Origin of the sequence: Rhizobium sp. BK316 (assembly GCF_014193695.1) — a bacterium.
Lineage (GTDB): Bacteria > Pseudomonadota > Alphaproteobacteria > Rhizobiales > Rhizobiaceae > Rhizobium.
In genome coordinates, this window is record NZ_JACHZR010000001.1 from 269271 (window position 1) to 295337 (window position 26067).

A 26067-nucleotide genomic window follows, 5' to 3' on the forward strand; every position below is an offset into this window, starting at 1 on the left:
ATGCCAGTTATTCTGACGATATATAGCGTCAAAATCAACGGCATTCAATGGTCGAGGCTATTGCCGGCAATCACTTCCGATCATCTCGGCCGTTTTGGAACCTATCGCTATGGCCGGCGCGTTGGTATTGCCCGAGGGAATGAAGGGAATGATCGAGCAATCGATCACCCGCAGCCCATCGAGCCCGCGAACCTTCAGCGTGCCATTGACCACCGCCATTGGGTCGCTTGCCGGCAACGGCTTCAGCAAAGCGAACGACAACAATGACAAGGATGCTTCTGGCCATCGTCAAGGTACTTCGCGCTCAGCGGCTGAAGAACAGCGTTTCGGCATTCTCGATGAAGATTTTGCGGGCAAGGATAGGGGCACTAACGGCGTCCTGCATCCTGTCGATCAGGTCGGCATCGTCGGGCATATCGCTCCAGAGTTCGGTGTGCGGCCAGTCGCTGCCCCAGAGCAGCTTTTGCGGATGGCTCGCCGCAAGCGCCTGCACCACCTCGGCAAAACCCATATAGCCGCGCTCGCGCGTCAGCCGGTAAGGCGCCGTGAGCTTGATGTAGCCGCCGGGGCTATCGGCCAGCCGCTGGAGTGCTGGAACATGCTCGCGCCAGGCCCCTTCGGCGAGCGGTAGGAAGCCCAGATGATCGATGACGAAACGAACGCCAAGCTGCGGCAGGCGACCGGCGAGATCGCTGATCTGATCGGGGCTGATCTGCAGCTGCAGCGACCAGCCGAAATCGCGAATGGCCGCAGCAAGTTTCTCGGCCGCTGCAAGCGGCAGGCCGCCCTTGTTGCGGGTATTGATGCGCACGCCGCGCACGCCGAGCCGGTCGAGATGAGCAATCTCCTCGGCGACTGTCTCGGGATCGATGACGACGATGCCACGCAGGCGGTCCGGAAAGGCAGTCAGCGCCTCGATCAGAACCTGGTTGTCGAGGCCATAAACGCTCGGCTGTACGAGAATGCCCCTACCGATGCCGAGCCGGTCGGCAAAGGTGATCCAGTCGGCTATCGTTGCAATATCGGGCGTGTAGCTGCGAGGCGTATTCAGCGGTGCCTCGGACCGGAAGACATGGAAATGCGTGTCGATCGTGCCTTGTGGCAACGGGTAAGCCGGAAGACGCGTCAATGGCAATCGCGGCAGGCAGAGCGGGGCTTCGCTATCCACCATGCTCATTTCGTTTCCAATCCCTCGTGCTGTAGGAAATCGAAGTCGACGCCTTCGTCGGCCTGCAGCACGTGCGTGTGATAGAGCTTTGCATAACCGCGCGCCGGCTCGGGCGCCGATTTCGTTTCAAGCTCCGCCATGCGCCGGTCGAATTCATCCTGGTCGATGGCAAGGTCTATGCGCCGTTCTTTGACGTCGAGGCGGATACGGTCTCCTGTCCGGACGATCGCCAGCGGTCCGCTGGCTGCCGCTTCCGGGGCAATATGCAGAACGATGGTGCCGAAGGCGGTGCCGCTCATACGGGCATCGGAAATGCGCACCATGTCCTTGACGCCCTGCCGGGCAAGCTTGCGCGGGATCGGCAGATAGCCGGCTTCCGGCATGCCTGGCGCGCCCTTCGGGCCAGCGTTGCGCAAAACGAGAATATCCTCGGCGATAACATCGAGGTCGTCGCTGTCGATCCGAAAGGTCATGTCCTCGACGGAATCGAAGACGATCGCGCGTCCTTCATGCTGCAGCAGATCCTTGGACGCCGCCGATTGTTTGATGATGGCGCCGCGGGGCGCGAGATTGCCGTAGAGCACGGCAATCGTGCCGATCGGCTTCAGCGGTTTTTCCATGGTGCGGATGATCGTCTGGCCGGGCTCGTCCGCCGCAGCATCAATGACCTCACTGATCGTCTTGCCATAGACCGTCCGCTGGCTCCCGTCGATTTCATGACGCAGGGCTTTCAGCAGCGTCTGCACGCCGCCGGCTTCATGAAACTGTTCCATATAATGCTGGCCGGAAGGCTGGAGATCGACAAGCAGAGGAATGATCCTGCCGAGCCTGTCAAGCTCGGCCATGTCGAGGCGCAGGCCGAGCCGCCCGGCGATGGCAGCAAGGTGGACGACGGCGTTGGTCGAGCCGCCCATCGCCTGCAGTGCGACGAGGCCGTTGCGGATAGCTGCGGGTGTCAGGATATCGCGTACGGTCGGCGCGTCCGGGTTGGTTGCAAGTCCGGCGGCGATGCGGCCGGTCTCTTCGGCGAGCCGCACACGCTCGGATTCGGCTGCCGGTGCCGATCCCGCCCGCGGCACGCAAAGACCCATCACCTCGGTCAGGTTGGCCATGGTGCTTGCCGTTCCCATGACTGTGCAGGTGCCGACCGAACTGGCGAGCTTGTTGTTGACGTCGGTGATTTCTGCTTCATCGATTTCACCGGCGCGGAAGCGTCCCCAGAAGCGGCGGCAATCGGTACAGGCGCCAAGCCGCTCGCCCTTGTGGTGGCCGACGGCCATCGGCCCGGTCGGCAGAAAGATCGCTGGGATCTCGCTGCTGGCGGCCGCCATGATCTGCGCCGGCAAGGTCTTGTCGCAACCGCCGATCAGGATCACGGCATCCATCGGCTGGGCGCGGATCATCTCTTCGGTTTCCATCGCCATCAGATTGCGCAGATACATCGAGGTCGGCGAGGCGAAGCTCTCATGGATGGAGATGGTCGGAAAAACCATGGGCATGGCGCCGGCCAGCATGACGCCGCGCTTGGCCGCCTCGATAAGCTGCGGCACGTTGCCGTGGCAGGGATTGAAGTCGCTGTAGGTATTGGCAATCCCCACGATCGGGCGATCCAGAGCATCGTCCGAATAGCCCATCGCCTTGATGAAGGCCTTTCGCAGGAAAAGGGAGAAACCCTGATCGCCGTAACTCGTCAGCTTGCGACGAAGACCGCTCGACATTGTTCCTCCCTCGTCCTCTAAATCGACGCCAAGCCTAGTTGGATATGCGAGATTGTCAATAAAGAAGATGTGGCCGCAGATTTGCCCATCGCCGTCGCCACAGAATTCTATGGAGGAAACTCAAGATAATTCGCGATAATTTCGATTTTTATTCTGCCTTTCGCATTGGCTTTCGGAGAGATGATAGCTAAATTATCGATAAAACGAGATGGAGCGAAGCATGGCGGAGAGCGAGCGAAGGCGGATAGGGGTCATCGGCGCCGGTTGGGTCAGCGAGTATCACCTGCCGGCTTGGATGAAGCAGTCGGCCCGTGCTGAGGTCGTCGCGATCGCCGACCCTTCAGCGGAAGCCCGCACGGCCAGAAGCAGGACTTTCGGTATCCCTCGCAATTATGAGAGCGCGCAGGATATGTTGACCGAGGAAACACTGGATGCCGTCGATATATGTGCCCCGCGTGAGGCCCATGTGGAGCTTGTGCGGCTAGCGGCTGCGAAGAGCATCGATATTCTCTGCCAGAAGCCCTTGGCGCCCGATTACGATCAGGCGGTCGCCCTCGTTACCGGTCTGCCCTCATCGATCCGGCTGATGGTGCATGAGAACTGGCGGTTTCGCGCCTATTACCGCTGGCTGAAGGCATGGCTGCAGGAGGGGTTTGCCGGCGAGATCAGGCAGGTTCAATTCGAATTTTTCTCGAGCGGCATGATCGCCGATGCCGAGGGGAACAGGCCGGCGCTCATCCGCCAGCCGTTTTTCCGCAGGCAGCAGCGTCTGCTGGTCATGGAGGTGATGATCCATCACCTGGATACGCTTCGCTACCTGTTTGGCGAGATGGAGGTGGTTGCCGCACGGCTCGAGCGCAGCAATGACGATATTATTGCCGAGGATGTCGCTGCTGTCGTTCTGCGCCGTCTGGACGACGGGGTGATCGTCACTGTAAATGCCAATCTCGCAGTGCATGGTGCGCCCCCGGCGCCGCGGGATCATTTGCGGATCTTCGGTACGCAGGCCACGCTGGAACTGAATGGAAACCGTCTTTCGGCAAAGGGTAATGTCCCGCGCGTGGAGGAGTTCGATGCGGATGCTGTCTATCAGGGTGCTTATGATGCAACGATCGCGCACTTTCTCGACGGGCTGGACGGCCGGGCGGCGATGGAGACGGTGCCTGACGATAATCTGAAGACGCTGGCGCTGGTCGAAGAGATCTATAGGCTGAGCCGGTTCGACCCTGAATACAAACCGCGATAAGATGGCCCGCCGCCGGAGGACCTATTCATGCAGACGCTCAATGATATCAGTGAAGACGAGATCGAACACGACGATCTGAGCATTGCGCGTGCGCTCGAAGAAGACATCATCTTCGGGCGGCTGGCGCCCGGCACGCGTCTGACCGAGGACACGCTGCTCGCGCGCTTCCACGTCACGCGGCATTTTGCCCGTCAAGCGATCGTCCAGCTGGAGACGATGGGCATCGTCGTGCGCGAGCGCAACAAGGGCGCCACTGTGCGCTCGCTGACGCCGCGGCAGGTGCAGGAGATTTATGACGTGCGCGAACTGCTCCAAAGGCAAGCCGCACTCTGGATTCCGCTACCGGCGCCCGACGAGCTGATCGCGGAATTGACGGCCCTGCATGAGGAGCATGGACGGCACGTCGAAGCCGGCTATCTTCGCGGTGTGCACGAGACGAACGACAAGTTCCACCTCACACTCTTTAGCGCCTGCGGCAATTCCCATCTCGTCCAGTCGATCGAGCTTTACATGCGCCTCAGCCTGCCGGTGCGCGCCAACTCGATGTCGAGCAAGGAATCCCTGCGGATCTCGCATGAGCATCACCGGCTGATGATCGAGATGCTGAAGGGCAGGGATAACTGGGTTCTGGCCCAGCTCTGCGTCGATCACCTGCAGCCGAGCAAGAAGCGCTATCTCGCGTATGTGAGCGAACACTGAGGCGCTAAACGGATTGGTCAGCGGTCATATCGGCCGCTTTCGTTGGAACGACATCCCCCAGCAAGGCCGCAACCTCGCCGCGATCGGGGGCACCAAGCCGTCCGCCGAAGACGCCGCATTTCAGCGCTGCTGCGGCTGAGGCCATTCGGATGGCGGCGTCGGTCGGCAATCCCTCTGTTATCGCCAGCGCATAGGCGCCATGGAAGATGTCTCCGGCGGCGAGTGTGTCGATCGTTTTGACCCGAAATGCCGGCATATGGACGATATCGCCTGCCTCTTCGTCCCACCAATAGCTGCCGCGCTCTCCAGCCGTGACGACGACCAAAGCCTGCGGATACTGCTTCTTCAGAAACGGTACCATGGCGGCGGGATCGTCGATCAGCGACAGGCTTTGGGCCGCGGGTTCGGAAAAGATGATGTGATCGGCATGTCTCGCCAGCATGTCGATGACGTGAGGCGGTGCGACATCGCCGTCGAGGATTGCGGGCTTGCCGGCTTCTCTTGCGGCCTTCAGCACCTTGAGGGCGAGGGCGGGCCAGCGCACGTCCACCAGCACGGCATCGAATGCGGCGAGATCGTCAGCCGTCACGTCCCTCACATTTTCATGCAGGCGCGGATCATAGAAGGGAACGATCAACCGCTCTCCGTCGTCGTCGACGAGGATTGACGAAACGGCCGAGCGCGTGCTGGTAACCCGGACACTGCCGCTGACATCGATACCGGCCTGTTCCAGCTCCGATAGGATCTGCTGACCGGCCTGATCGTCACCGACGGCACCCCAGAGGCTTGCCATCCCGCCGAGGCGGACAATGGCGTAAGCGGCGCTGGAGGCCATTCCCTCGGCCACCTGCAGCATCTCATAGGGCAGGACCTTACCCGGCGTCTGCGGAATTGCACGGACACGAAACAGCGTATCGAGCACGGCGGCACCGACACACAGGACGTGGTGCGGCATCCTGCTAGTGTGCGGCGAGGGCGGCCTCAAACGCGTCTACCAGTCGACTTGTCGAAAAGGTGGACATTTGCCGGATCGATCGAGATCGTGACGGTGTCGCCGTAAGCAATCGCAAGTCGTTCACGGAAGAGGCAGGAAATCTGTTCGCCGTTGCAGTCCAGCTTGGCAAAGATTTCCGACCCGGTTCCCTCAACGATTTCGGCGCGGCCGGTAATTCCCCCTTGGCTGGCGCGGATATGCTCGGGACGGATGCCATAGACCAGCCGGCCTGCGGGCGGTGCACTCTTGATGTTTTCGGGCAGCGGCAGGGTCAGGCCTTTTTCCGTGCGGAAAACACCCTCTTCGACCCTGCCATCGATGAAGTTCATCGACGGTGAGCCGATAAAGCCGGCAACGAAGAGATTGGCCGGCCGGTCGTAGAGTTCCAGCGGAGCGCCGACCTGCTCGATCACGCCATCATGCAGCACGACGATCTTGTCGGCCATCGTCATCGCTTCGATCTGGTCATGGGTGACATAGATCGTCGTCGTCTTGATGCGCTGGTGCAGCGATTTGATTTCGGCGCGCATCTGCACGCGCAGCTTGGCATCGAGATTGGAAAGTGGTTCGTCAAACAGGAAGACCTGAGGATCGCGCACCAGAGCGCGGCCCATGGCGACGCGCTGGCGCTGCCCGCCCGAGAGCTGCTTCGGGAAGCGGTCGAGCAGCTTTTCGAGGCCGAGGATACCGGCTGCTTTGTTGACCCGTTCTGAAATCTCCGAGGCGTCTGCCTTCTTCAGCTTCAGGGCAAAGCCCATATTGTCGGCGACGCTCATGTGCGGGTAGAGCGCATAGTTCTGGAAAACCATCGCTATATCCCGGTCGCGTGCCCGCAGGTGGCTGACATCGCGAGAGCCGATCCGGATCTCGCCGTCGCTCATCTCCTCGAGACCGGCAATCATGCGAAGCAGGGTGGACTTGCCGCAGCCGGAGGGGCCGACCAGGACGACGAATTCTCCGTCGGCGATATCGACGCTGATATCGCTGATGACGTTGACAGCACCGAAGCGCTTCTGGACGTTTCGAATATTCACATTGGCCATGTTGGTTGTCCTTTGAATGCCTGGGTCAGCCGCCCTTGACGGCGCCAGCCGTCAGGCCTGCTACGATCTGCTTTTGCGCGAACATCGTCAGCACGAGCACGGGCAAGGTGACGATGAGCGCAGCCGCGGCAAGCGGCCCCCAGCTGACCTGCTCGAACGACAGCATGTTATAGACAGCGACGGGCAGGGTTCTCGTTTCGCGACTTGCAAGCACGATGCCGAACACGAAGTTGTTCCAGGAGAAGATGACGGACAGGATGAAGGCGACCACGATGCCGGGTTTTGCGATCGGCAGCGCCACCAGGCGGAAGACCTGCCAGGATGTCGCCCCGTCGATACTGGCAGCTTCCTCAAGCTCCATCGGTGTCGTCTCGAAGTAACCGATCATGATCCAGACGACGATCGGCACGGTCACCACCAGATGGATGATGATCTGCGGCCAGAGCGTTCCGAGAAGATCGAGCCACTGGAACAATAGGAAAAGCGGGATGAGGAATGACAGGCCGGGCGTCATGCGGGCGATCATGATCACCATGGCCGACCGCTCCGCTTTCAGCCGTGCGATGCCGTAGCCGGCAGGCACGCCGATCAGCAGCGCAAGCAGCGTCGCCCCGCCGGTCACCAGGATCGAATTCCAGAAATAGAGGAAGAAATTGTTCTCCTCGAAGACCTTCATGTAGTTCGACCACGCGAAGCGCTCGGGGATGAAGATCGGCGGATAGGCGCCGTTGTCGATTTCGTATTTCAGCGAGAGCGAAATCATCCAGAGGAAAAACAGGATGACCGGCGAGACCATGACGAGGGCGACAAACAACAGCCCGATACGGTCGATCGTTTTGCGCTTCATCAGCGTGTCTCCATGTCGGACCAGTTGGCGCGCTGACGGACCATCATCAGCACGAAGGAAAGCGCGACGATGATGATGAAGAAGACAACCGCCATCGCCGATCCGTAGCCGATGTCGTAATAGGAAAAGGCAGTGTTATAGAGGTAGATGTTGATCGTCTCGGAGGCCGTGCCGGGGCCGCCCTGTGTCATCGCATAGATGATGTCGAAGCTTTTGACTGCATCGATACTCCGGATGATGACACCGATCATCAGGAAGGGCGCGATCATCGGCAGAGTCAGGTAGCGGAATTTCTGCCAGGCGTTTGCCCCGTCGATCTCGGCACTCTCATAGGGTTCGCGGGGAACGGCTGCGAGGCCACCCAGAACGATGAGCATGATCAGCGGTGTCCATTGCCAGGTTTCGACCAGCACGAGCGAGGGAATGACGCTGTTCTGATTATAGATCCATTCTTGCGGCCCGATGCCGATCAAGGAGAGCAGGTAGTTCAGCACGCCGAGCTGCGGGTGGAACATCATGGTCCAGACCAGCGCGATCGCGACGGGCGTCGCCATCATCGGCATGACGAAGACGCCGCGCAGCAACCCGCGGAACGGAAACTGCGCGTCGAAGATCAGGGCTGCGAGCGTGCCCAGAAACAAGGGGGCAACGACCGCAAGCAGCGTATAGAGCGCCGTGTGCCAAAGAGACTCCCAGAAGCGCATGTCCACCAGCAGCCGGGTATAGTTGTCCAGCCCTGCAAAAACGACCGATTGGCCCAGCGTCCAACTGTTCACGCTCATCCAGAGCGTGAACACCCAGGGGAATACGATGACCGCGGCAATGACGACCAGTGCCGGGACGACGAAGGGCCAGTAGTTCGGAGCAAGCCTGCCAGGCTTGCTCCTTCCGTTTGCGGTGCTCTTCGACCGCGTGGTTTCCATGCTCACGGACGCCATTATCCCTCGCTGCGCGCCAATACGGGTTCGAACTGCGCCGTAGCGTTCTTGAGTTCTGCTGCCGGATCGGCGCCGCTGATCATGTTGGTGAGGCCGACGCCATAAATGTCACGGAACTCGGTGACCGGAATGATGACCGGCAGGGCGAGCTGAGAAACCTTCGCCGAACCGGCAACGGCGTCGACCCAGGCGCTCGGCATCGTGACGCCTTCGCGAACCTTCGCATCCTCGAGAACAGAGTTGCGGAACGGAACGCCGGCACCTGCCTGCAGAAGGCGCGCACCCATGTCGTGGGAGACGACCCACTGGCAGAACAGGTAGGCCGCTTCCTTGTTCTTGCTTGCCGCCGTCACGCCGATACCGTCGCCGGTCGTTGCGGCAGCCTGGGCCTTCGGTCCCTTCGGCATGATGCCGTAGCCGACCTTGCCGACAACGCGGGACTTTTCAGGGTTCTCGATCGGCGGAGCAAAGCCGACGCCGTCAAGCCACATGCCGACCTTGCCCTGAAGGAACGCCGACTGCGCTTCGGCCCAGTTGAAGCCGGAAACGCCGACGGGTGCCGCCTTCGTCATCAGGCGCTGATACATCTTGGCCGCCTCGACGGCTTCGTCAGACGTCGTGCGAAGCTTGCCATCCGGGCCAAGCGGTGTCGAACCATAGCCGAGCAGCAAGGTCGTCCAGACCGGAACGTTGGCATTCTTGAGGCCGCGAGCGACGAAGCCGTACGTATTAGAAGATTTATCGGTCAGGGCTTCCGCCGCGTTGACCATTTCGTCGAAGGTCGAAGGATAGGAAAGCCCCTTCTTTTCGAACAGGTCCTTGTTCCAATAGACGATCCAGTAATCCACCGAGAAGGGAAGGGAGCGCAGTACGCCCTTTGAATCCTTGGCGAACTGCATGCCGGCCTCAGCAAAATCGCTCTCGACCAGCGACGGATCGGTCAGCGACGGATCCTTGACGAAGCCGCTGATGTCGGCAAGCCAGCCGCCCTTTTCGAACTGGCGCTTCTGGACGTGGTAGCTGAGGTGGACGACGTCGAAGCTCGGCTTGCCGGAGCTGAGCTCGATCGTCGTCTTCTGACGCTGCTGCTGCTCGGGCGTCGCTTCGGCATTGACCTTGATGCCGGTCAGCGCTTCGAATTCGCTCAGATATTTGAGGATCGTTTCGCTGCGCGGGCTCTTGACGAGATTGACCTCGAGTGTCGTGCCGGCAAAACGCTTCCAGTCGACAGCTGCCGAAGCAGGCTTGATGCCGAGCAGCCCTGCAGCACCGATCGCTGCTGAACCCGCCAGGAAGTTTCGACGCGTGGGACGAATGAATGAAGATGACATGCTGCTCTCCTCCTCTTGTGTGGCCTGCGATCTCCTCACCGCAGGCGTCAATCTAAATTCTCAGCGCGCGACTTCGCGCGTGGTTGATATGTGCGGCAAGGGCATCGACGGCCTCTTGCGCATTTCTTCGTTCAATCGCCTCCAGCACACGAAGATGCTCTCCCATGACGGGGCCGACGCGCCCGTCGATGCGGAAGCGTTCCTGGCTGATCAGGCGCATCTTGATCGAGTTGACGCGGTAGGCATTGGAAATGATCGTGTTGCCCAGCGCGTCGATAAAGGCATCATGCATACCCCAGTCGACAGCCTGGGCGTGGGCTTCCAGTTCATGCGAATGATTGCCACCCTCGATCGCCGCCACGATCTCGCGATGCTCTTTCAGGAGTGCCGCAATCGTCTCGTCGCTTGCCGTCTCCGTGAAGATCCCGACGGCTTCCTTTTCGAGGAAAAGCCGGAGCTGGAAGGCTTCGCGGATGAGATTGAGGTCGATATGGGCAATCTGCAGGCCGCGCTGCGGCACGGTCTTGATAAGGCCCTCGGCTTCAAGCCGCGGAATGAGCTCGCGAATGGCGCCGAGCGTCAGGCCGGTCAGCTCGACAAGCCTGCGCTGGGAGACGAATTGCCCGGGACGGACGTCACGCGCAAGCAGATGCCGGGTAAAGCTCTCATAAGCTTTCTCTCTCAGCGTCGGCTGCTCGTCAGCTCCATCCATCGGGTTCTCCTCGTACATAAGCGCTATGCTGCCTTTGTTCGAAAAAGTGCGTCAAAGGCAAGGGCAAGCTCGCGCCTGCCGTCGGCGGAGATTGACGTCAAGGGCGGGCGAACCGCAAGCCATGTATCATCGCCCGTCATCTTTGACACCATGACTTTCACCGCCGGCGTGACAGGATGTTTGAGAAGCTCTGAGACGAAGCCTTCGACGCGCGGATCGTCATCACCGTCGACGGCCATCGCCCGCACTTCGTGCGGCGCAAAATTGGCCATGCCCGAAATCGCACCCTGGCCGCCCATGCGCACACCCTTGGCGAGATGCCGCTCGTCGCCGATCAGGATGATGAGGTCGCCATGCCGGCGCAGCAGCGCTTCCGTATAGGGCCAGTCGCCGGAGGAGTCCTTGACGCCGGTGACAATGGAGGGGAAGGCGGTTCGCAGGCGGCCAATCAGGTCAATACTCAAGGCAACCATCGTTACCGAAGGAATATTATAGACCAGCACGTCGCGAGCCGTGTCGCCCAGGCGCGCAAACACATCCGCAAACCAGGCAAAGAGGCCGTCGTCGCTGACATTCTTGAAATAGGAGGGCGGTGCGAGCAGGATGTTGCGCACACCCTTCGACAAGGCCTGCGACATCTGCTGGGCCGCATCTTCGGCTGCGTCGACGAGCACGCCGACGACGATCTGGCGGGGCTGAATGCCGGCGGCGATGAAAGTGGTGAGAATCCGCTCCCGCTCCTGGCCGCCGATGGAGGCGCCTTCACCCGTTGTCCCGAACAGGGTGACGCTGGCGCAACCCTCATCCAGGCTCCGCTTTGCCTGAGTGAGCATGACCTCTGCTGCAATCGCGCCGCTGCTCTCGAAAGGCGTCGCCAATGCGACCGACAAACCAAACCCCGTCACCAATTGATCTCCTTCATGTCAGTGCAGGATGACTAACATGTCAGTTATGGAGTGTAAACCTGTTTGTGGTGAACGGTAGCCGGTTAATGTGAATGACCTGTGGATTATTGCAACGGTGCGCACGGGCCTGGCCATCGGCGGGGCATTGCTGCTGGTGTTGCGATAGGTGGGTTTGCAGGTGCGCGGCACTACAACGCGCCGGGAGGCTGGTTCTTTCGGCGCAGAGCGAAATGTCACTGGCAGACGGCTGATGTCTCCATCAGCGGTTCGTTACGGCGGCGCATGATCGAGAAATGAAGGACCGCGAGCCTTATCTTTTGGGGAATCGGGGAGCGCAATTTGGAGGATTGCGCTCGCTCTGACCTGCCGTCTCACCAGTCCAGGCGCAGGAGAGACACGCCTTGACGCGGCAGGGAGAAATGCAGATCGATCTTGCCGTCCTTGACGGAAATCGAGGCCTTTTCGTCGATCTGTACGAGCTTTCCGGAGGCTTCGAGTTTGGCGTAATCGGCGCCTTGCGGATCCTGCGGCTTGCCCATTTCCTTCCAGGCGCGGAAGGAGTTGGAATGTTGCTCATCCATCCGGAAGTGCTCGAGCGAGGCCGGTCGGTTGTCCCAGCCGTCGATGGAGAGGCTGACATTGGCAGCGGGGCCTGTCTCGTCGTCGTCATGATAGTGCCAGACGAGAACCGAGACACCCTTGTCGTCGCGGGTCGCCACGACATTGACGTCGGGTTTGTCGCGAACGCCGTGGCTCATGATGTCCTCGATATCGCGGCGATAGTCGCTTTCTGATTCGAGCCATTCGCCGCCGAGTTTGCCGAGCATGCGGAAGCCGTTCAGCACGGCCTTGTCGATGCCGTTCGTTGCCAGATCCCGGAAGCCGTCGAAATAGGGCTGGTCATCGAAGAGGAAGGCCCAGGTAACTGCGCCCTCGATCTCGATATTGGCGCGACGCGACAGTTCATAGGTGCGGATCATGCTCTCGACGACATAGACGCTGTAGAGCGGGCCGTTGCGATAGCCGTTCTGCGGATGAACACGCGCCGAGCAGGCGGCGCATCCTTCAGGGTCGGATTCGCCGATGACGACGGGCAGATGCCGCAATTCCGGGAACTCGTTGATGATGGCGAGATTGGTCTCGATGTCTCGCAACTGCTTGTGCAGGCCCATGCGCACATGGCCATCGAAGATGACCGGATTTCCCTTGGCATGGAAGGCGATGAAATCGAGCGGCGGCTTGTTTTCGACGACGTGTCGCAGGAAGGCGCGCAGGAAGGTCTGTGCCTTCTCATTGGCAAAGGCGCCGCAGGTGTGTGGTCCGCCGACGCGGGCCTTCGGCAGGGCGCGCTTTACGGCGCGGGCGCTCGCATCATACATGGCGCAGAATTCCGGGATCGTGCCGGTCCAGTAGTGTCCATCCGGCTCGTTCCACACTTCCCAGGGCCAGGAGGAGACGACGTCCTCGCCGTAGCGATCGGCCAGATGCCGCGCCCAGGCCTCGATCAGGTCGCCCCACTTCTTCAAGTCTTTCGGCGGGGCGGTCCAGCCGGTGGTGATCGTTGCGTAACGGTCGGCCGGCTCCCAATGATGCTTGTAGGGGCCATCGAAATCGGAAAGCGCTTCCGGCGTGAAGCCGATCTGGATCAGCGGGATGTTGCCGGCTTCGACATAGGCATCGAAGATCTGGTCGATGATCGTCCAGTCATAGACGGGATTGCCGTTGGCATCCTCTGTATAGGCATTGGTCGAGCCCCATTTCAGCGCCGGCTTACCGTCGCCGCTCGTCAATAGATTATGCGCGCGGATGCGCGGTGCAACGGGGCTGAGCTCCGTCAGCTCCTTCAGAAGCTTCTTGCCATGCGGAGAATAGGTGTAGTTCGGCTCGTCATAACCGAACCAGTTCCACAGCGGCTTGTAAGGCCCTGTCGGCTTGCTGGCGTGAACGTTGATGGTCACGTCATAGGAACTCGTCATCGTCTTTTCCTCTTGAACGGTCACGCCTCAGCCTCCTCCCGAAGGCCAACCGACCAATATGGTGATGAGGTGCGGCTGTCTTGGGAGGGTGCCGCGCTCGTCGCAAAAGCTATGCGAAATGACCATTTTGTCAATAATATAAAAAGTCGCGCTTGTAAGGCGGTGAAAAAAATGCCGGTAATTCCGAGAGTTTTTGGCATTTTAAAAATTACCTGTTGCCGTTTGGTGAAAAATTGTCGATAAATGTTGCGGCGAAGCTGAACGTCTAGAGGAGTCATATGGATCTCTCGATCCCTATGCAGGCGCTGTCGCCGGAACGCGATCGATAACGGATTACAGGAAGCGCCCGCCCGTGCGGGCCGAGGAGGAGGAGCGTCCGATGAAGTTCCCTGGATTTGCAGTGATTGCCCTATTGTCTCTCGCCGCCCTCCCTGCCTATGCGCAGGATTTCATTGCGGGCATTCCGCGCAATGAAACGCTGATCATTCAGGGCACGCCGCAACAGAATGCAGACTGGTTCAACGTGTGGGCGCCGGGTGGCGGCGGTGCTGCCAATGTCAACGGCCTGCAGCAGCTGACGACCGACACGCTGTGGTTCATCAATCCTGAAGGCGGCCCTGATGCATGGCAGAATGCTCTGGCCACCGAGCCTCCAGCCTATAATGCCGATTTCACCCAGATGACGGTGAAGCTGCGCAAGGGCATCTACTGGAGCGATGGTGTCGAATTCACCAGCGACGATGTGGTCTATACGGTAAAGACGCAGATCGACCATCCAGGCATGTCCTGGAGCGCACCTTTCACCGTCAATGTCGCGAGCATGGAAAACCCCGATCCGCAGACGGTCGTCTTCCATCTGAAGAAACCCAATTCGCGCTTCCACACGCTGTTTACCGTGCGCTGGAACGCCGCCTGGATCATGCCGAAACATGTCTTCGAAAAGGCTGGCGATCCGCTGTCATTCAAGAACAACCCGCCGGTCTCGCTCGGCGCCTATGTGCTGCAGAGCCACGACAAGGGTGGCAACTGGACGATCTGGAAACTGCGCGACGACTGGCAGCGCACCTCGATCGGCATGGCCGCCAAAGAGCCGCCGCAGGTGAAATATGTCGTCTATCGTGCCGCCGGAAATCCCGAGGCTCGCGTCATCGAGCAGCGCAATCACAATCTCGATGTGATCAACGACATGGCGCCCGAGGGCATGTTTGCGATGATGCGCGACAGCAAGAGCGCCGCCGCCTGGCTGAAGGGCTTCCCCTTCGCCCATCCCGATCCGACCCTGCCGTCGGTGCTGCTCAATACCAAGAAGGCGCCCTTCGACAACAAGGACGTTCGTTGGGCGCTGGCGCTGATGATCGATATCCGCGCAGTGGCGTTGGGTTCTTACCGTGGCGCTGCCAATCTTGCTGCCCTTGCCACGCCGCCGACGGGTTCAGCGCCCGATGACTATTATGCGCCGATGCAGGACTGGCTCACCAATTTCGAGCTCGATACCGGCAGTCGCAAGATCAAGCCCTATGATCCCAATATCTCCGCCCAGATCGCTACTATGGTCCGCGGCCAGTGGGGTGACCAGATCCCGACCGATCCGAAACAGCTTCAGCGCACCTTCGGCTTCGGCTGGTGGAAGCAGGACGTTCAGGCGGCAAGCGAACTGCTGCAGAAGGCCGGCTTCAAGAAGAGCGGCAATCAATGGCTGAAGCCTGACGGCACGCCGTTTGTGATCCGCCTGCAGGTGGAGGGTGATGCCATCCCGACGCTGGCACGTGCCGGCACGGTCATCGCCCAGCAGTGGAGCCAGAACGGTATCGCCACCAAGGTGGATGTTGCCGGCCCGACCAACGGCCAGCGTCTCAGCACCGGCGATTACGAAGCCGCGATCTACTGGAGCATCGAAACCTGGGGCGGCCATCCGGATCTGTCCTTCTTCCTGGACAGCTATCATTCGGAATTCATCAAGCCGCTCGGCCAGATCCAGCCGCCGCGCAACCTGCAGCGCTGGCAGGATCCGCGCCTCGATCAGATCATCGCGAAGAACCGGTCGATCGCCTTCGATTCTCCCGATGTCACCAAGGTCGGCCAGGACTTCCTGAAGCTCGCCGTCGAGGAGATGCCGATGATCCCGCTGATGGCCTATAACAAGTTCGCGCCGTTCGACACGACCTACTGGACCAACTATCCGAGCGCTGAGAACCCCTATTCGGCTTCGGGGCCGAACTGGTCGAACATTCGTTACATGGTCGTCGGCCTGAAGGCCAACCCGGACGCTCCCAAGAACTGACAGCGTCGACATGGGGAGTGGCCGGGCAGCCGGCCGCCCCTTTCTGCTATTGGAGGGTGGATGCCATGAATGGCTTTCTGATCTATGCGGGCAAGCGTTTCCTGCAGTTCCTTTTCGTTGTCATTACCGGCATTACGCTTGCGTTCCTGATCGCACATTTCTCGCCGGTCGATCCGGTGGAGCAGACCGTGTCGCTGCTGACGAGCTTCGGCTCGACCGATCCGCAGGCGGTCGAAATCCTGCGCCAATCGCTGCGGGAGCTCTATGGAACGGGCGGCCCGCTTCTCGATCAGTATTTCACGTTCTGGGGGCGGGTGTTGACTGGCGATTTCGGTCCCTCGCTGTCCTCCTTCCCGACGCCTGTCATGACCGTCATCGGCCGCGCCTTGCCTTGGACTGTCGGCCTTCTGACGCTCGCGACCATCATCGCCTGGATCATCGGCAACCTGCTCGGCGCGCTTGCCGGCTATTTCCGAAACAGCCGGCTGCTCAAGCTCGCCGGCATTGTCATCATGGCGCTGCAGCCGATCCCGACCTACATTATCGGCCTCAGTCTTGTTATTCTCTTCGGTTTCATCTGGCCGATCCTGCCAATCAGTGACGGCGCCCAGGTCAACCTTGCGCCGGCCTTCAACTGGGCCTTCATCAGCTCGGTGATCGAGCACGGAATCCTGCCGGCGCTGACCCTGGTGCTCGTTGGCATCGGCGGCTGGTTCATTTCCATGCGCTCGCTCGTCTCCAACATCGTCACCGACGACCATGTTGTTTATGCCGAGTTGGGTGGCGTGCGCTCAAGCCGCATCTTTTCGCATTATGTGGCCCGCAATGCGATGCTGCCGCAGGTCACAGGCCTGGCGCTCAGCCTCGGCAATGTCTTCGGCGGCGCCGTCATTGTCGAATTCGTCTTCAATTACCCTGGTATCGGCAAGCTCCTGATCTCGGGCATCTATTCTGGCGATTACAGCCTGGTGCTCGGCGTGACGACCATTGCCATCATTGCCGTCGCGTCCGCCGTCTTCGTGATCGACATCCTCTACCCGCTGATCGATCCGCGCGTGAAACTGGGATAATTGCGATGTTCAAGATCCTCAGAGACCTGCTCCGCTACAACAAGGAATTCCTCTTCGGGACGATCCTGATCCTGATCATTGTCGGGTTGATCGTCTCATCCTTCTTCTCGCCCTATGACGAGACGGCCATCTACGTCGTAATCCCCGACATGCCGCCGTCTGCCGAGTTCTGGTTCGGCACGACGTCGCGCGGACAGGATGTCTTCTGGCAGATCGGCGCGTCGCTGCGCAATACGCTCATCTTCGGCATCATCGTCGCCGTCATCAGCCGCCTCATTGCGCTGGTCGTCGGCCTGGTCTCAGGTTACATCGGTGGGCGCACCGACCAGGTCATCATGGGCATCAACGATACGCTCGGCGCGCTGCCCAATATTCCGATCCTGCTCCTTCTGGTCTTCGTACTGCGTGACCAGATGACATGGTCGATGCTCGCAATCGTCGCGGCCCTGCTCGGCTGGACGCATGACAGCCGCCTCATCCGCTCGGTGGCGCTCTCGCTGCGCCATCGGGAGTTCACCCGGCATGCGGTCTTTTCCGGCATGCGCACGTCGCAGATCCTCATCCGCGAGCATCTTCCCTATGTCATGCCGATCGTCTTCTTCACCACGATGAACAACCTGATCTGGGCGATCGGCCTTGAAGTGACGCTCTCCATTCTCGGCTTTTCCGACATTAACCGGCCGACCGTCGGCGGCATGATCTATTGGGCCAATGCCCATTCCGCCATGGTCGCCGGTGTCTGGTGGTGGATCGCCTTCCCGATGCTCTTCGTAGTGATCCTCTTCCTCGGCCTCTTCATGCTCGCCATGTCGGTCAACGAATATATCGATCCGCGCTCGCGGCTCGCCCGAATGGGAGCCTGAGACGATGCAGAACCTTTTGAGGAAAGCGCCCTTGACCCTCGTCGAAAATTCCCGGGACGCGCTGACGATCGACGGGCTGAAATGCTATTACGTCAACGACTATTTCGGCGTGCGGCGCGAGATCCGCGCAGTCGACGATATCAGCCTGACGGTGCGCAAGAACGAGATCTACGGCATCGCTGGAGAATCCTCGAGCGGCAAGACCTCGCTGATCAAGACGCTCGCCGGCGCCATTCGCCCGCCGATGCGCGTGGTGGGCGGCACGGTCAATTTCAATTTTGATGGCAACCTGATCGACGTCTATGGCGAACCGCAGAAGATGCGGGCCGCACGCTGGCGCCATCTGTCCTATATCATGCAGGGCTCGATGAACGTGCTGAACCCGGTTCGGCGCGTGAAGCATGCCTTCAACGATTTTGCTTCCCGGCATATGGATCTCGATCCAACTGCCTTTCGTCAGCGCGTCGAGGCGCATCTTGCCCGCCTGCATCTCGACCCGCATGTGCTCGAAGCCTTTCCGCATCAGCTTTCCGGCGGTATGCGCCAACGATTGACCATTGCGCTGGCAACGGTCTGCGAACCGGAATTCATCATTGCCGACGAGCCGACGACGGCGCTCGACGTGCTGGTGCAGCAGGATGTTCTTGCGCTGATCAAGGAAGTCCAGACGCGCATGCAGGCCTCGGTCATCTTTGTGACCCACGATATGTCCGTGCATGCTGCGATCACCGATCGCCTGGCCATCATGTATGCCGGGCGGCTTGCCGAAGAAGGACCGACCCAGGCGATCTTCGACAATCCGCAGCATCCCTACACGGTTCATCTGATCGGCAGCCTGCCGCGGATCGGCGATACGAAAATCAGAAAGAGCCTGCAGGGCAAACCGCCGGCGCTTTCCAATCCGCCGTCTGGTTGCCGCTTCCACCCGCGGTGTCCGATCGCGATCGAGAGATGCTCGAAAGAAGTGCCCGTCATGCAGCCAAGCGCGACCGGCGGGCGCGTCGCCTGTTTCAGGGCAGGGGAGTATAAGATCCAATGAGCGGCGAACACCTTCTCGAACTTGAAAACGTCACCAAGCTGTTTCCGATCGGTGGCTTCTTCTCGCGTGCCAAGATGGCGGCGGTCAACGACGTCAGTTTCGCGCTTGAGACCGGCCGGCCCGAGATCTTCACCATTGTCGGCGAATCCGGCTCCGGCAAGTCCACGATTGCGAAGATGATTCTCGGCAGTGAAAAGGCCGACCGCGGCACGATCCACTTCGACGGCGCCAACATCGGCGATATTCGCAGCCGCAGTGCCCGCGAAGCCTTCATGACCAGGGTCCAGCCGGTTTTCCAGAACCCGTTCGAAGCCTTCAATCCTCTGACGCGCATCGACGAATACCTGTTTGCCACCGCTCATCGCTTCAAGGGTGCCAAGAGCCGCGCTGAGAGGGAGGCGCTTGCCGACGCGGCCCTGCAGCGGGTCGGCCTCTCCATTGCGGAGGTCCGCGGACGTTATTCGCATGAATTGTCGGGTGGCCAGCTTCAGCGCATCGCGGTGGCGCGTGCGCTCATTCCGGAGCCGAAGCTGATCGTCGCCGACGAGCCGGTCTCGATGGTGGATGCATCGCTGCGCATGTCGATCGTCAATCTTTTCCGCGAGCTGCGTGATACGCTCAAGGTGTCCATCATCTACATCACCCACGACCTGGCGACTGCCTATTACATCGCCGATCGGGTCATCATCATGCGTAAGGGCGTGGTGGTGGAAAGCGGTGACGCGCGCACCGTGCTCGACAATCCGCAGCATGAATACTCGATCGCGCTGAAGAATGCCGTCCTGCCGCCCGATCCGCATGAGGCGTCGGCGATCATTCGCCAGCGCCAGCAGGATACCGGCGCATCGGTGCCCCGTAAGATTGCGCGCACCTGATCCCCCGATGGTCAGAGCTTGGCCGTACCCGACAGAAGGTGCAGCCAAGCCGTTGTCTCAAGAGGCGCGGAAACGCAGGTTGGCTGCAGAAAGCTCGCTGACGGTGGCGCAGCCCATGAGCTTCATGCCGCGCTCGATTTCCGTTCTCATCTGCAGGAGCGCCCGTTCGACGCCGGCCTGACCGGCGGCGGCAAGCGGGAACAGGTAGTAGCGGCCGACGCCGACCGCCTTAGCGCCGAGCGACAGGGCCTTCAGCACATGGGTGCCGCGCTGAATGCCGCCATCGACCATCACATCGATACGGTCGCCTACGGCATCGACGATTTCCGCGAGCTGGTCGAAGCCGCTGCGCGATCCATCGAGCTGACGTCCACCGTGATTGGACAGCACGATGCCGGTGCAGCCGATATCGATGGCGCGCTTGGCATCCTCGACCGTCATGATGCCTTTGAGGCAGAATTGCCCGCCCCAGGTTTTCACCATGTCGGCGACGTCATCCCAGTTCATTGCGGGATCGAGCATTTCGGTGAAATAGCGGCTGATCGACATGGTGCCGCTGCCCATATCGACATGGCTTTCGAGCTGAGGCAGGCGGAATTTCTCATGCGTGAAATAATTGATGGCCCAGCCGGGCTTGACCGCGAATTGCGCCATGCCAGAGAGATTGAGTTTGAAGGGAATGGCAAAGCCGGTACGCTTGTCGCGCTCGCGGTTGCCGCCGGTGATGCTATCGACTGTCAGCATCATCACCTGGACGCCTGCCTGCTTGGCCCTCGCCATCATTTCGCGATTGAGGCCGCGATCCCTGTGGAAATAGAACTGGTAGACCTGTGGCCCGTTGCTGATCTGCCGCGCTTCTTCCAGGCTGATCGTGCCGAGCGATGAAACACCGAACATCGTGCCGAATTTGCCTGCAGCATGGGCGACGGCCCTTTCACCCTCGTGATGGAAGAGCCGCTGCAGGGCCGTCGGCGAGCAATAGACCGGCATGGCGAGTTTCTGGCCCATGACGGTAACCGACATGTCGACCTCGCTTACGCCACGCAGCACGCTCGGCAGAAGATCGCAGCTCTCGAAAGCAGATGTATTGCGCCTGTAGGTAACCTCGTCATCCGCTGCGCCATCGATATAGTTGAAGATCGGCCCAGGAAGGCGTTGCTTGGCGAGGCGGCGGAAGTCATGGAAATTATGGCAGTCTGAAAGGCGCATACTCGTATCCAATCGAGGGCTGGCATGTCATGCTTCCAGCCGATGAGCGGCCGCGAGACCTCCTCGTCTTCGCGATCCATGACCTATGGGATACGATTATTATTGCACCAATCTCAAGCTCTCTTGAGTGCGCTCCCGTCGCCTCCTCGGATAAATATGCAATTTTTCCGACAGGCCTTCGAGATCTGATCAGCGACCAGCTTTGACCGCGAGCCAAATGACGTGCCGTGCTCCGCCACGCTTGCCGTTGGCACGCGTATTGACGGCATCGACGGCAAAGCCACTATCCTTCAGCCGGCGGGTGAAGGATGGATCCGGTCCGGATGACCAGACCGCGAGTACGCCGCCAGGGCGGAGTGCTTCGCGGGCGGATTTCAGCCCAGCAAAATCATAGAGCCGGTCGTTGGATTTGCGGGTCAGGCCATCGGGGCCATTGTCGACGTCGAGCAGGATAGCGTCATAGCTGGCCTTGCCGGCGCGGATAGCTTCCCCGACATCTCCCTGATGGATTGCGACACGCGGATCGTCGAGGCAGCCCTTGAAGACCTCGGCCATCGGACCGCGCGCCCAGGCGATGACCGCAGGCACCAGTTCGGCAACGACGACGCTTGCATCTTCTGGCAGGACCGCGAGCGCAGCCCGCAGCGTAAAACCCATACCAAGCCCGCCGATCAGGATTTTCGGCTTTGGATGCGACTTGATGCGTTCGTGAGAGAGCGTGGCGAGCGCTTCTTCGGAACCGCTGAGCCGGCTGTTCATCAGCTCGTTAGCGCCGAGCATGATCGAGAATTCGCCGCCGCGCTGCTTCAGCCGCAACTCACTGCCTTCGCCGGGAATGGTCGCGGAATCGAGTTGGATCCAGGGGAGCATGGCGGTTTCGTCTCGCTGAAAGGGACCGTCCACTAGCATAGGCCACCAGCCGATGCCAATAAACCTCTCTCAGACCATACGCATGAAATGGTCGCGGCCTGGTTCGACCGGGCCGTCTGACAATCTTTGAAATGTGATCCGGCTCAGAGCCCGGCGTCTTTCCACAGGGCATGGAAATGATGGACTGGCCCATGGCCGGAACCCACTGTCAATTCGTCCGCAGCAGCGACCGCTTGCGCAAGATAAGCCTTGGCGGTTGCGACCGCCATCTGCGGCGAAACGCCCTTAGCAAGCTCTGCAGCAAGGGCGCTGGACAGGGTGCAGCCTGTGCCATGCGTATTCTTCGTCGGCACACGCTTGGCTTCGAACCAGTGAAGACCGGAAGCGATCGACAACACGTCCGGGCTCTCGTCGCTCTCGAGATGGCCGCCCTTGACCAGCACGACAGCGGGACCAAGTGCCCGGAGGCGCTCGGCCTGCGAGGCCATCTGCTTACGGTTTTCGGCTACCTCTTCGTGCAGCAGCGCGGCAGCTTCCGGCAGATTAGGGGTGAGGAGCGTAGCGAGCGGCAGCAGATGCCGTGTGAGCGCATCGACAGCCTGCGGGTCGAGGAGGGCTGCTCCCCCCTTGGCGATCATGACGGGGTCGACGACGATGGGGATGCCACGATGGGGCGCCAGCGCCTCGGCAACCGCTTCGGCAATGCCGGCATTGGCGATCATGCCGATCTTGACGGCATCGACGCGGACATCGGCAAAGACGGCCTTGATCTGCTGGGCGACGAAATGCGGCGGCACGAGATGCACGCCGGTCACACCCAGCGTGTTCTGCGCCGTCAATGCCGTCAGCGCCGCCATGCCATAAACGCCACGGGCCGAAAAAGCCTTGAGATCGGCCTGGATGCCAGCGCCGCCTGAGGGGTCGGAGCCGGCAATGGACAAAACGTTGCGGATCATCGGCTCACCTTTCTGATTTGATCGGCAATGCGAAGCGTCGCGGCCTTCGGATCAGGCGTGCCGCAGATCGCCGAGACGACGGCAAGCCCATCGGCGCCTGCCGCAAAGACGGAAGCGACATGCTCGCTTTTCAGGCCGCCGATCGCAACCGTTGGAACGGGTGCAGCCTTCACCAGTCTCGCCAGCCCGTCAAAACCGATCGGCTGCTTGTGGTCCGTCTTGGTTTGGGTGGCAAAGACCGGTCCGATACCGGCATAATCGACGATACCAGGGTCGATTGCCGCTGCCAGAGCTTCGGTTTCCACCGACAGGCCAAGGATCATGTCCGGGCCGATCATCGAACGTGCGGCGGCTGGCCCCGTATCGTCCTGTCCGATATGCAGCCCGTCGGCGCCGATTGCAACGGCCGCTTCCACATCGTCATTGACAATCAGCAGCGCGCCTGTGCCTTTCAGTATCTCTTTCAGGACAAGACCGGTTTCCACCATTCTTGCCGTTCCGCCGTGCTTGTCGCGAAGCTGCACCATGGTCGCGCCGCCTGCGACGGCAAGCCGCGTCGTCTCGGCCATGCCGATACCGGCGCAAAGATCGGGATCCAGGACCAGATAGAGGGAGAGGTCAAAGCGTTTCATGCGGCATTGATCCTGGTTCTTGCATCCAGTGTCGAGCCATCAAGCGCGGCGAGCGCATCGAGGAAGCGCCAGGAGAAGGAGCCCGGGCCGGCTGCATCTTTCGCCGCCTCTTCGCCGGCAACCGCGAAGGTGGCGAGTGCCGCAACTGTGCCTGCAAAGGGATCGTCGACAATGGTTGCGGCAAAGGCGCCGGTGAGGCAGGTCAGCGAGCAGCCGAGTGCGGTGACCTGCGGCATTAGCGGCGAACCGCCTTCGATGCGCAGCGCTTGTGCGCCGTCAGTCACGAAATCAACGACCCCGGTGACAGCGACGACTGCGCCATACCGTTCAGCGAGCAACCGGGCAGAAGCCTCGGCCCGCTCAACGGGGTCACGGCTGTCGACGCCCTGGCCACGGCTTTCGCCGCCGGCAAGTGCGATGATTTCCGAGGCATTGCCGCGAATGATCGTCGGGCGAAGCGCCAGCAGATCGGCAACCGCCTTGCGGCGGAAGGAAGTCGCGTAATGGGCGACCGGATCGAGAACCCACGGCCTGCCGCCTGCGTTCGCAGCCGTTGCCGCTGCCTGCATGCCGTCGATCCATTGGGTGGAGAGCGTGCCGATATTGACGGTCAAGGCGCCAGCGATCGCAGCAAATTCTCCGGCCTCCTCGGCGGCGTGAACCATGGCAGGCGACGCCCCGGCCGCAAGCACCACATTGGCGGCGATGTTCATGGCGACATAATTGGTGATGCACTGTACGAGCGGTGGCTTCGCCCGCATCGCCGTCAACAGTGCTCCGGGTGTCTTGTTCTCCATAGTACCCCTTTCAGGCGGGGCAGGCGCGGGAACGATCATGCGATGAAGCAGATGGCGACCCGAGCGACTCCCTCCGCCGGCATTATCCGGTTCAGGTTCGAAGGGTGCTTCTCAGCCCATTCTTGCGAATGGGCGCCCCTGTCTCTCAACGGCACTCTTTCTTGCAGAGAATGGTGCCGCTGTCACTGGCAAAATAACGGTTCTGTGAAGGAGGATCACTCCCGGCACCATCGTTCTGGGTTGGAGCTTGCCAACTTCTCGTATGGTCTCCTTAAAAGACCCCGCGTTTTGAGCTTGGCAAGCCCCGATCCAATCAACGCAGCGGCGCTGGAAGCAGGTTTGCGGTGAAATCCTGATAGGAAACTGGCCGCAGGAACCTGTAGATCGCCAGCGTCCCGACCGATGTCGACCTGCCGTCGGCGGTTGCCGGGTAGGGGCCGCCATGCACCATGGCGGGCGAGACCTCGACACCGGTTCCGAAGCCGTTCACGAGCAGGCGTCCGGCGAGCATTTCCAGCTTGGGAACGAGGCGCTTTGCTTCCGGCTCGTCTTCGCTGGCGATGTGGAGGGCGACGGTCAGCTGCCCTTCGAGGCCATCGAGGACGCGTTCGAGTTCTGTGAGATCGCGGCACCGCACGATAAGGCCGGCCGCACCGAAGACCTCGTCCTGCAGCTCGTGATGCGCGAGGAATGCCGCAGCCGTCGTCTCGAAGAGAGCGGCCGCGCCTTCGAATTCGCTGCCGGGCTTGCCATTGGCAACGAGCCGGACTTCGGGATGCTTCTCCAGCCGGGCAACGCCATCGCAGAATGCCTTGGCGATGGAGCCTGTCAGCATCGTCTGGGCGCTGACATCGGGGAGAAGCTCCCGCGCCTTGGCAATGAAGGTGTCCAGGCCTTCGCTGTCGACGGCGAGAATGAGGCCGGGATTGGTGCAGAACTGTCCGGCACCGAGGACAAGCGAGTTTACGAAAGTCGTTGCAATCTCCGCCGCGCGGCTTTTCAGCGCGTTGGGGAAGAAGATGACCGGGTTGATGCTGCTCATTTCGGCATAGACCGGGATCGGCTGCTTGCGCTCGGAAGCGATCTTCATCAGCGCCGTGCCGCCGCGGCGCGAACCGGTGAAGCCAACTGCCCGAATTCTTGCATCGGCGACGAGCTTCTGTCCAACTTCGAAGCCGGTATCGAAGAGAAGCGCGAAGGTGCCAACATGCAGGCCGGCCTTGGCGACGGCACGCTGTACGGCCCGGCCTACCAGTTCCGACGTGCCCGGATGAGCGGAGTGGGCCTTGACGACAACAGGGCATCCGGCAGCCAGAGCAGACGCTGTGTCGCCGCCGGCCACCGAGAAGGCGAGCGGGAAGTTCGATGCACCGAAAACCGCAACGGGGCCGAGGGGAATGTTGCGCAGGCGCAGATCGGGCTTCGGAACCGGCTTACGGGAGGGATCCGCGCCGTCGAAACGAAGCTCCTGGAACCGGCCTTCGCGAACCTCCCTTGCAAACAGCCGAAGCTGTCCCATCGTGCGAGCGCGCTCCCCCTCGAGACGTCCGCGCGGAAGTCCAGTTTCCGCCATCGCCCGCACGATCAGCTCATCGCCGATCGCTTCGATCTCACTGGCAATCGTTTCAAGAAAGGCGGCCCGCGTTTCCAGGTCGGTTTCCCGGTAGGAGGCGAAGGCCTCCCATGCGAGCTTAGTCGCCTCTTCGACGTCTTCTGCGGAGGCGCCACCGAACGAAACGGGCAAAGCCGTGCCGGTGGCTGCCTCGACGCCATAAAGCTCGCCGCGCGTGCCGCGCTTTTCCGATCCCGCAACGAGCAGGCTTCCATTGATAGTCATAATGGGGTTCCTTTCAAAAAGATTCGGCATCTATATAGGCGTTCGCTTTCTCACTTTCACG

The 26067-nt window shown here is 60.7% G+C and carries 23 protein-coding genes, 1 pseudogene and 1 riboswitch; of the genes and pseudogenes, 7 read left to right on the forward strand and 17 right to left on the reverse strand.

Features of this window, described 5'->3' with window-relative positions:
• Nucleotides 1-57: 57 nt before the first annotated feature.
• The 3 genes and pseudogenes from FHT87_RS01145 to FHT87_RS01155 form a co-directional block, all read right to left on the reverse strand.
• Nucleotides 58-228: pseudogene (locus FHT87_RS01145) on the reverse strand (GMC oxidoreductase); the annotation flags it as partial.
• A gap of 76 nt (nucleotides 229-304) precedes the next feature.
• On the reverse strand, nucleotides 305-1177 hold the full coding sequence (locus FHT87_RS01150; RefSeq protein WP_183798820.1) for an amidohydrolase family protein: 873 nt from the start codon (nucleotides 1175-1177) through the stop codon (nucleotides 305-307).
• Entirely contained in the window at nucleotides 1174-2886 is a 1713-nt protein-coding gene (locus FHT87_RS01155; RefSeq protein WP_183798823.1) for an IlvD/Edd family dehydratase, read from the reverse strand. The genes FHT87_RS01150 and FHT87_RS01155 overlap by 4 nt, the downstream gene beginning before the upstream one ends.
• Nucleotides 2887-3106: 220 nt before the next feature.
• Here FHT87_RS01155 and FHT87_RS01160 point away from each other — a divergent pair, with 220 nt between their 5' ends.
• Nucleotides 3107-4132: a Gfo/Idh/MocA family oxidoreductase gene (locus FHT87_RS01160; protein WP_183798826.1), complete on the forward strand. Its 1026-nt coding sequence runs from the start codon at nucleotides 3107-3109 to the stop codon at nucleotides 4130-4132.
• 27 nt (nucleotides 4133-4159) lie between these two features.
• Nucleotides 4160-4831: a GntR family transcriptional regulator gene (locus FHT87_RS01165; RefSeq protein ID WP_183733644.1), complete on the forward strand. Its 672-nt coding sequence runs from the start codon at nucleotides 4160-4162 to the stop codon at nucleotides 4829-4831.
• A gap of 4 nt (nucleotides 4832-4835) precedes the next feature.
• Here FHT87_RS01165 and FHT87_RS01170 read toward each other — a convergent pair whose 3' ends face one another.
• The 8 genes from FHT87_RS01170 to FHT87_RS01205 all read right to left on the reverse strand — a co-directional run bounded on the left by FHT87_RS01170 (nucleotide 4836) and on the right by FHT87_RS01205 (nucleotide 13601).
• Nucleotides 4836-5786 (reverse strand): sugar kinase, encoded by a 951-nt coding sequence (locus tag FHT87_RS01170; protein ID WP_183798828.1) that lies wholly within the window; start codon nucleotides 5784-5786, stop codon nucleotides 4836-4838.
• A gap of 26 nt (nucleotides 5787-5812) precedes the next feature.
• Complete coding sequence (gene ugpC, locus FHT87_RS01175) at nucleotides 5813-6868, reverse strand: sn-glycerol-3-phosphate ABC transporter ATP-binding protein UgpC (protein WP_183798832.1); 1056 nt, start codon at nucleotides 6866-6868, stop codon at nucleotides 5813-5815.
• A 25-nt stretch (nucleotides 6869-6893) separates the two neighbouring features.
• The gene (locus FHT87_RS01180; protein WP_183733634.1) at nucleotides 6894-7715 is read right to left on the reverse strand and encodes a carbohydrate ABC transporter permease; all 822 of its coding nucleotides are present in this window, start codon (nucleotides 7713-7715) and stop codon (nucleotides 6894-6896) included.
• Nucleotides 7715-8653, reverse strand: a complete 939-nt coding sequence (locus FHT87_RS01185; RefSeq protein WP_183798835.1) for a sugar ABC transporter permease — start codon at nucleotides 8651-8653, stop codon at nucleotides 7715-7717. The genes FHT87_RS01180 and FHT87_RS01185 overlap by 1 nt, the downstream gene beginning before the upstream one ends.
• A complete protein-coding gene (locus FHT87_RS01190; RefSeq protein ID WP_183798838.1) occupies nucleotides 8653-9984 on the reverse strand; it encodes a sugar ABC transporter substrate-binding protein in 1332 nt (443 codons plus the stop codon). The genes FHT87_RS01185 and FHT87_RS01190 overlap by 1 nt, the downstream gene beginning before the upstream one ends.
• 52 nt (nucleotides 9985-10036) lie before the next feature.
• Nucleotides 10037-10696: a GntR family transcriptional regulator gene (locus tag FHT87_RS01195; RefSeq protein ID WP_183733625.1), complete on the reverse strand. Its 660-nt coding sequence runs from the start codon at nucleotides 10694-10696 to the stop codon at nucleotides 10037-10039.
• A 23-nt stretch (nucleotides 10697-10719) separates the two neighbouring features.
• Complete coding sequence (locus FHT87_RS01200; protein ID WP_183798841.1) at nucleotides 10720-11604, reverse strand: dihydrodipicolinate synthase family protein; 885 nt, start codon at nucleotides 11602-11604, stop codon at nucleotides 10720-10722.
• A 368-nt stretch (nucleotides 11605-11972) separates the two neighbouring features.
• Entirely contained in the window at nucleotides 11973-13601 is a 1629-nt protein-coding gene (locus tag FHT87_RS01205; RefSeq protein ID WP_183798844.1) for a beta-xylosidase, read from the reverse strand.
• A gap of 355 nt (nucleotides 13602-13956) precedes the next feature.
• On the opposite strand from FHT87_RS01205, the gene FHT87_RS01210 reads away from it, so the two are divergent.
• The 5 genes from FHT87_RS01210 (at nucleotide 13957) to FHT87_RS01230 (ending at nucleotide 19705) form a co-directional block, all read left to right on the forward strand.
• Entirely contained in the window at nucleotides 13957-15858 is a 1902-nt protein-coding gene (locus FHT87_RS01210; RefSeq protein WP_183798848.1) for an ABC transporter substrate-binding protein, read from the forward strand.
• Between the two features lie 65 nt (nucleotides 15859-15923).
• Nucleotides 15924-16928: an ABC transporter permease gene (locus tag FHT87_RS01215; protein WP_183733613.1), complete on the forward strand. Its 1005-nt coding sequence runs from the start codon at nucleotides 15924-15926 to the stop codon at nucleotides 16926-16928.
• A gap of 5 nt (nucleotides 16929-16933) precedes the next feature.
• Nucleotides 16934-17791, forward strand: a complete 858-nt coding sequence (locus FHT87_RS01220) for an ABC transporter permease (protein WP_183733611.1) — start codon at nucleotides 16934-16936, stop codon at nucleotides 17789-17791.
• Nucleotides 17792-17795: 4 nt separating this feature from the next.
• Nucleotides 17796-18830, forward strand: coding sequence for an ABC transporter ATP-binding protein (locus FHT87_RS01225; protein ID WP_183733608.1), 1035 nt, complete (start codon nucleotides 17796-17798; stop codon nucleotides 18828-18830).
• A complete protein-coding gene (locus FHT87_RS01230) occupies nucleotides 18827-19705 on the forward strand; it encodes an ABC transporter ATP-binding protein (protein WP_183733605.1) in 879 nt (292 codons plus the stop codon). Before FHT87_RS01225 ends, FHT87_RS01230 begins: the two co-directional genes overlap by 4 nt.
• A 57-nt stretch (nucleotides 19706-19762) precedes the next feature.
• On the opposite strand, the gene FHT87_RS01235 is transcribed toward FHT87_RS01230, so the two are convergent.
• From FHT87_RS01235 to FHT87_RS01260, 6 genes are all read right to left on the reverse strand, one after another.
• Nucleotides 19763-20914: an alpha-hydroxy acid oxidase gene (locus tag FHT87_RS01235; RefSeq protein WP_183733602.1), complete on the reverse strand. Its 1152-nt coding sequence runs from the start codon at nucleotides 20912-20914 to the stop codon at nucleotides 19763-19765.
• A 189-nt stretch (nucleotides 20915-21103) separates the two neighbouring features.
• Nucleotides 21104-21784 (reverse strand): hypothetical protein, encoded by a 681-nt coding sequence (locus tag FHT87_RS01240; protein WP_183733599.1) that lies wholly within the window; start codon nucleotides 21782-21784, stop codon nucleotides 21104-21106.
• 143 nt (nucleotides 21785-21927) lie between these two features.
• Nucleotides 21928-22740, reverse strand: a complete 813-nt coding sequence (thiD, locus tag FHT87_RS01245; RefSeq protein WP_183733596.1) for a bifunctional hydroxymethylpyrimidine kinase/phosphomethylpyrimidine kinase — start codon at nucleotides 22738-22740, stop codon at nucleotides 21928-21930.
• Nucleotides 22737-23372: a thiamine phosphate synthase gene (thiE, locus tag FHT87_RS01250; protein ID WP_183733593.1), complete on the reverse strand. Its 636-nt coding sequence runs from the start codon at nucleotides 23370-23372 to the stop codon at nucleotides 22737-22739. The genes thiD and thiE overlap by 4 nt, the downstream gene beginning before the upstream one ends.
• Nucleotides 23369-24169: a hydroxyethylthiazole kinase gene (gene thiM, locus FHT87_RS01255; RefSeq protein WP_183733590.1), complete on the reverse strand. Its 801-nt coding sequence runs from the start codon at nucleotides 24167-24169 to the stop codon at nucleotides 23369-23371. The genes thiE and thiM overlap by 4 nt, the downstream gene beginning before the upstream one ends.
• Before the next feature lie 51 nt (nucleotides 24170-24220).
• Nucleotides 24221-24319: riboswitch (TPP riboswitch) on the reverse strand.
• Between the two features lie 163 nt (nucleotides 24320-24482).
• A complete protein-coding gene (locus tag FHT87_RS01260; RefSeq protein WP_183733587.1) occupies nucleotides 24483-26006 on the reverse strand; it encodes an aldehyde dehydrogenase (NADP(+)) in 1524 nt (507 codons plus the stop codon).
• Nucleotides 26007-26067 lie beyond the last annotated feature (61 nt).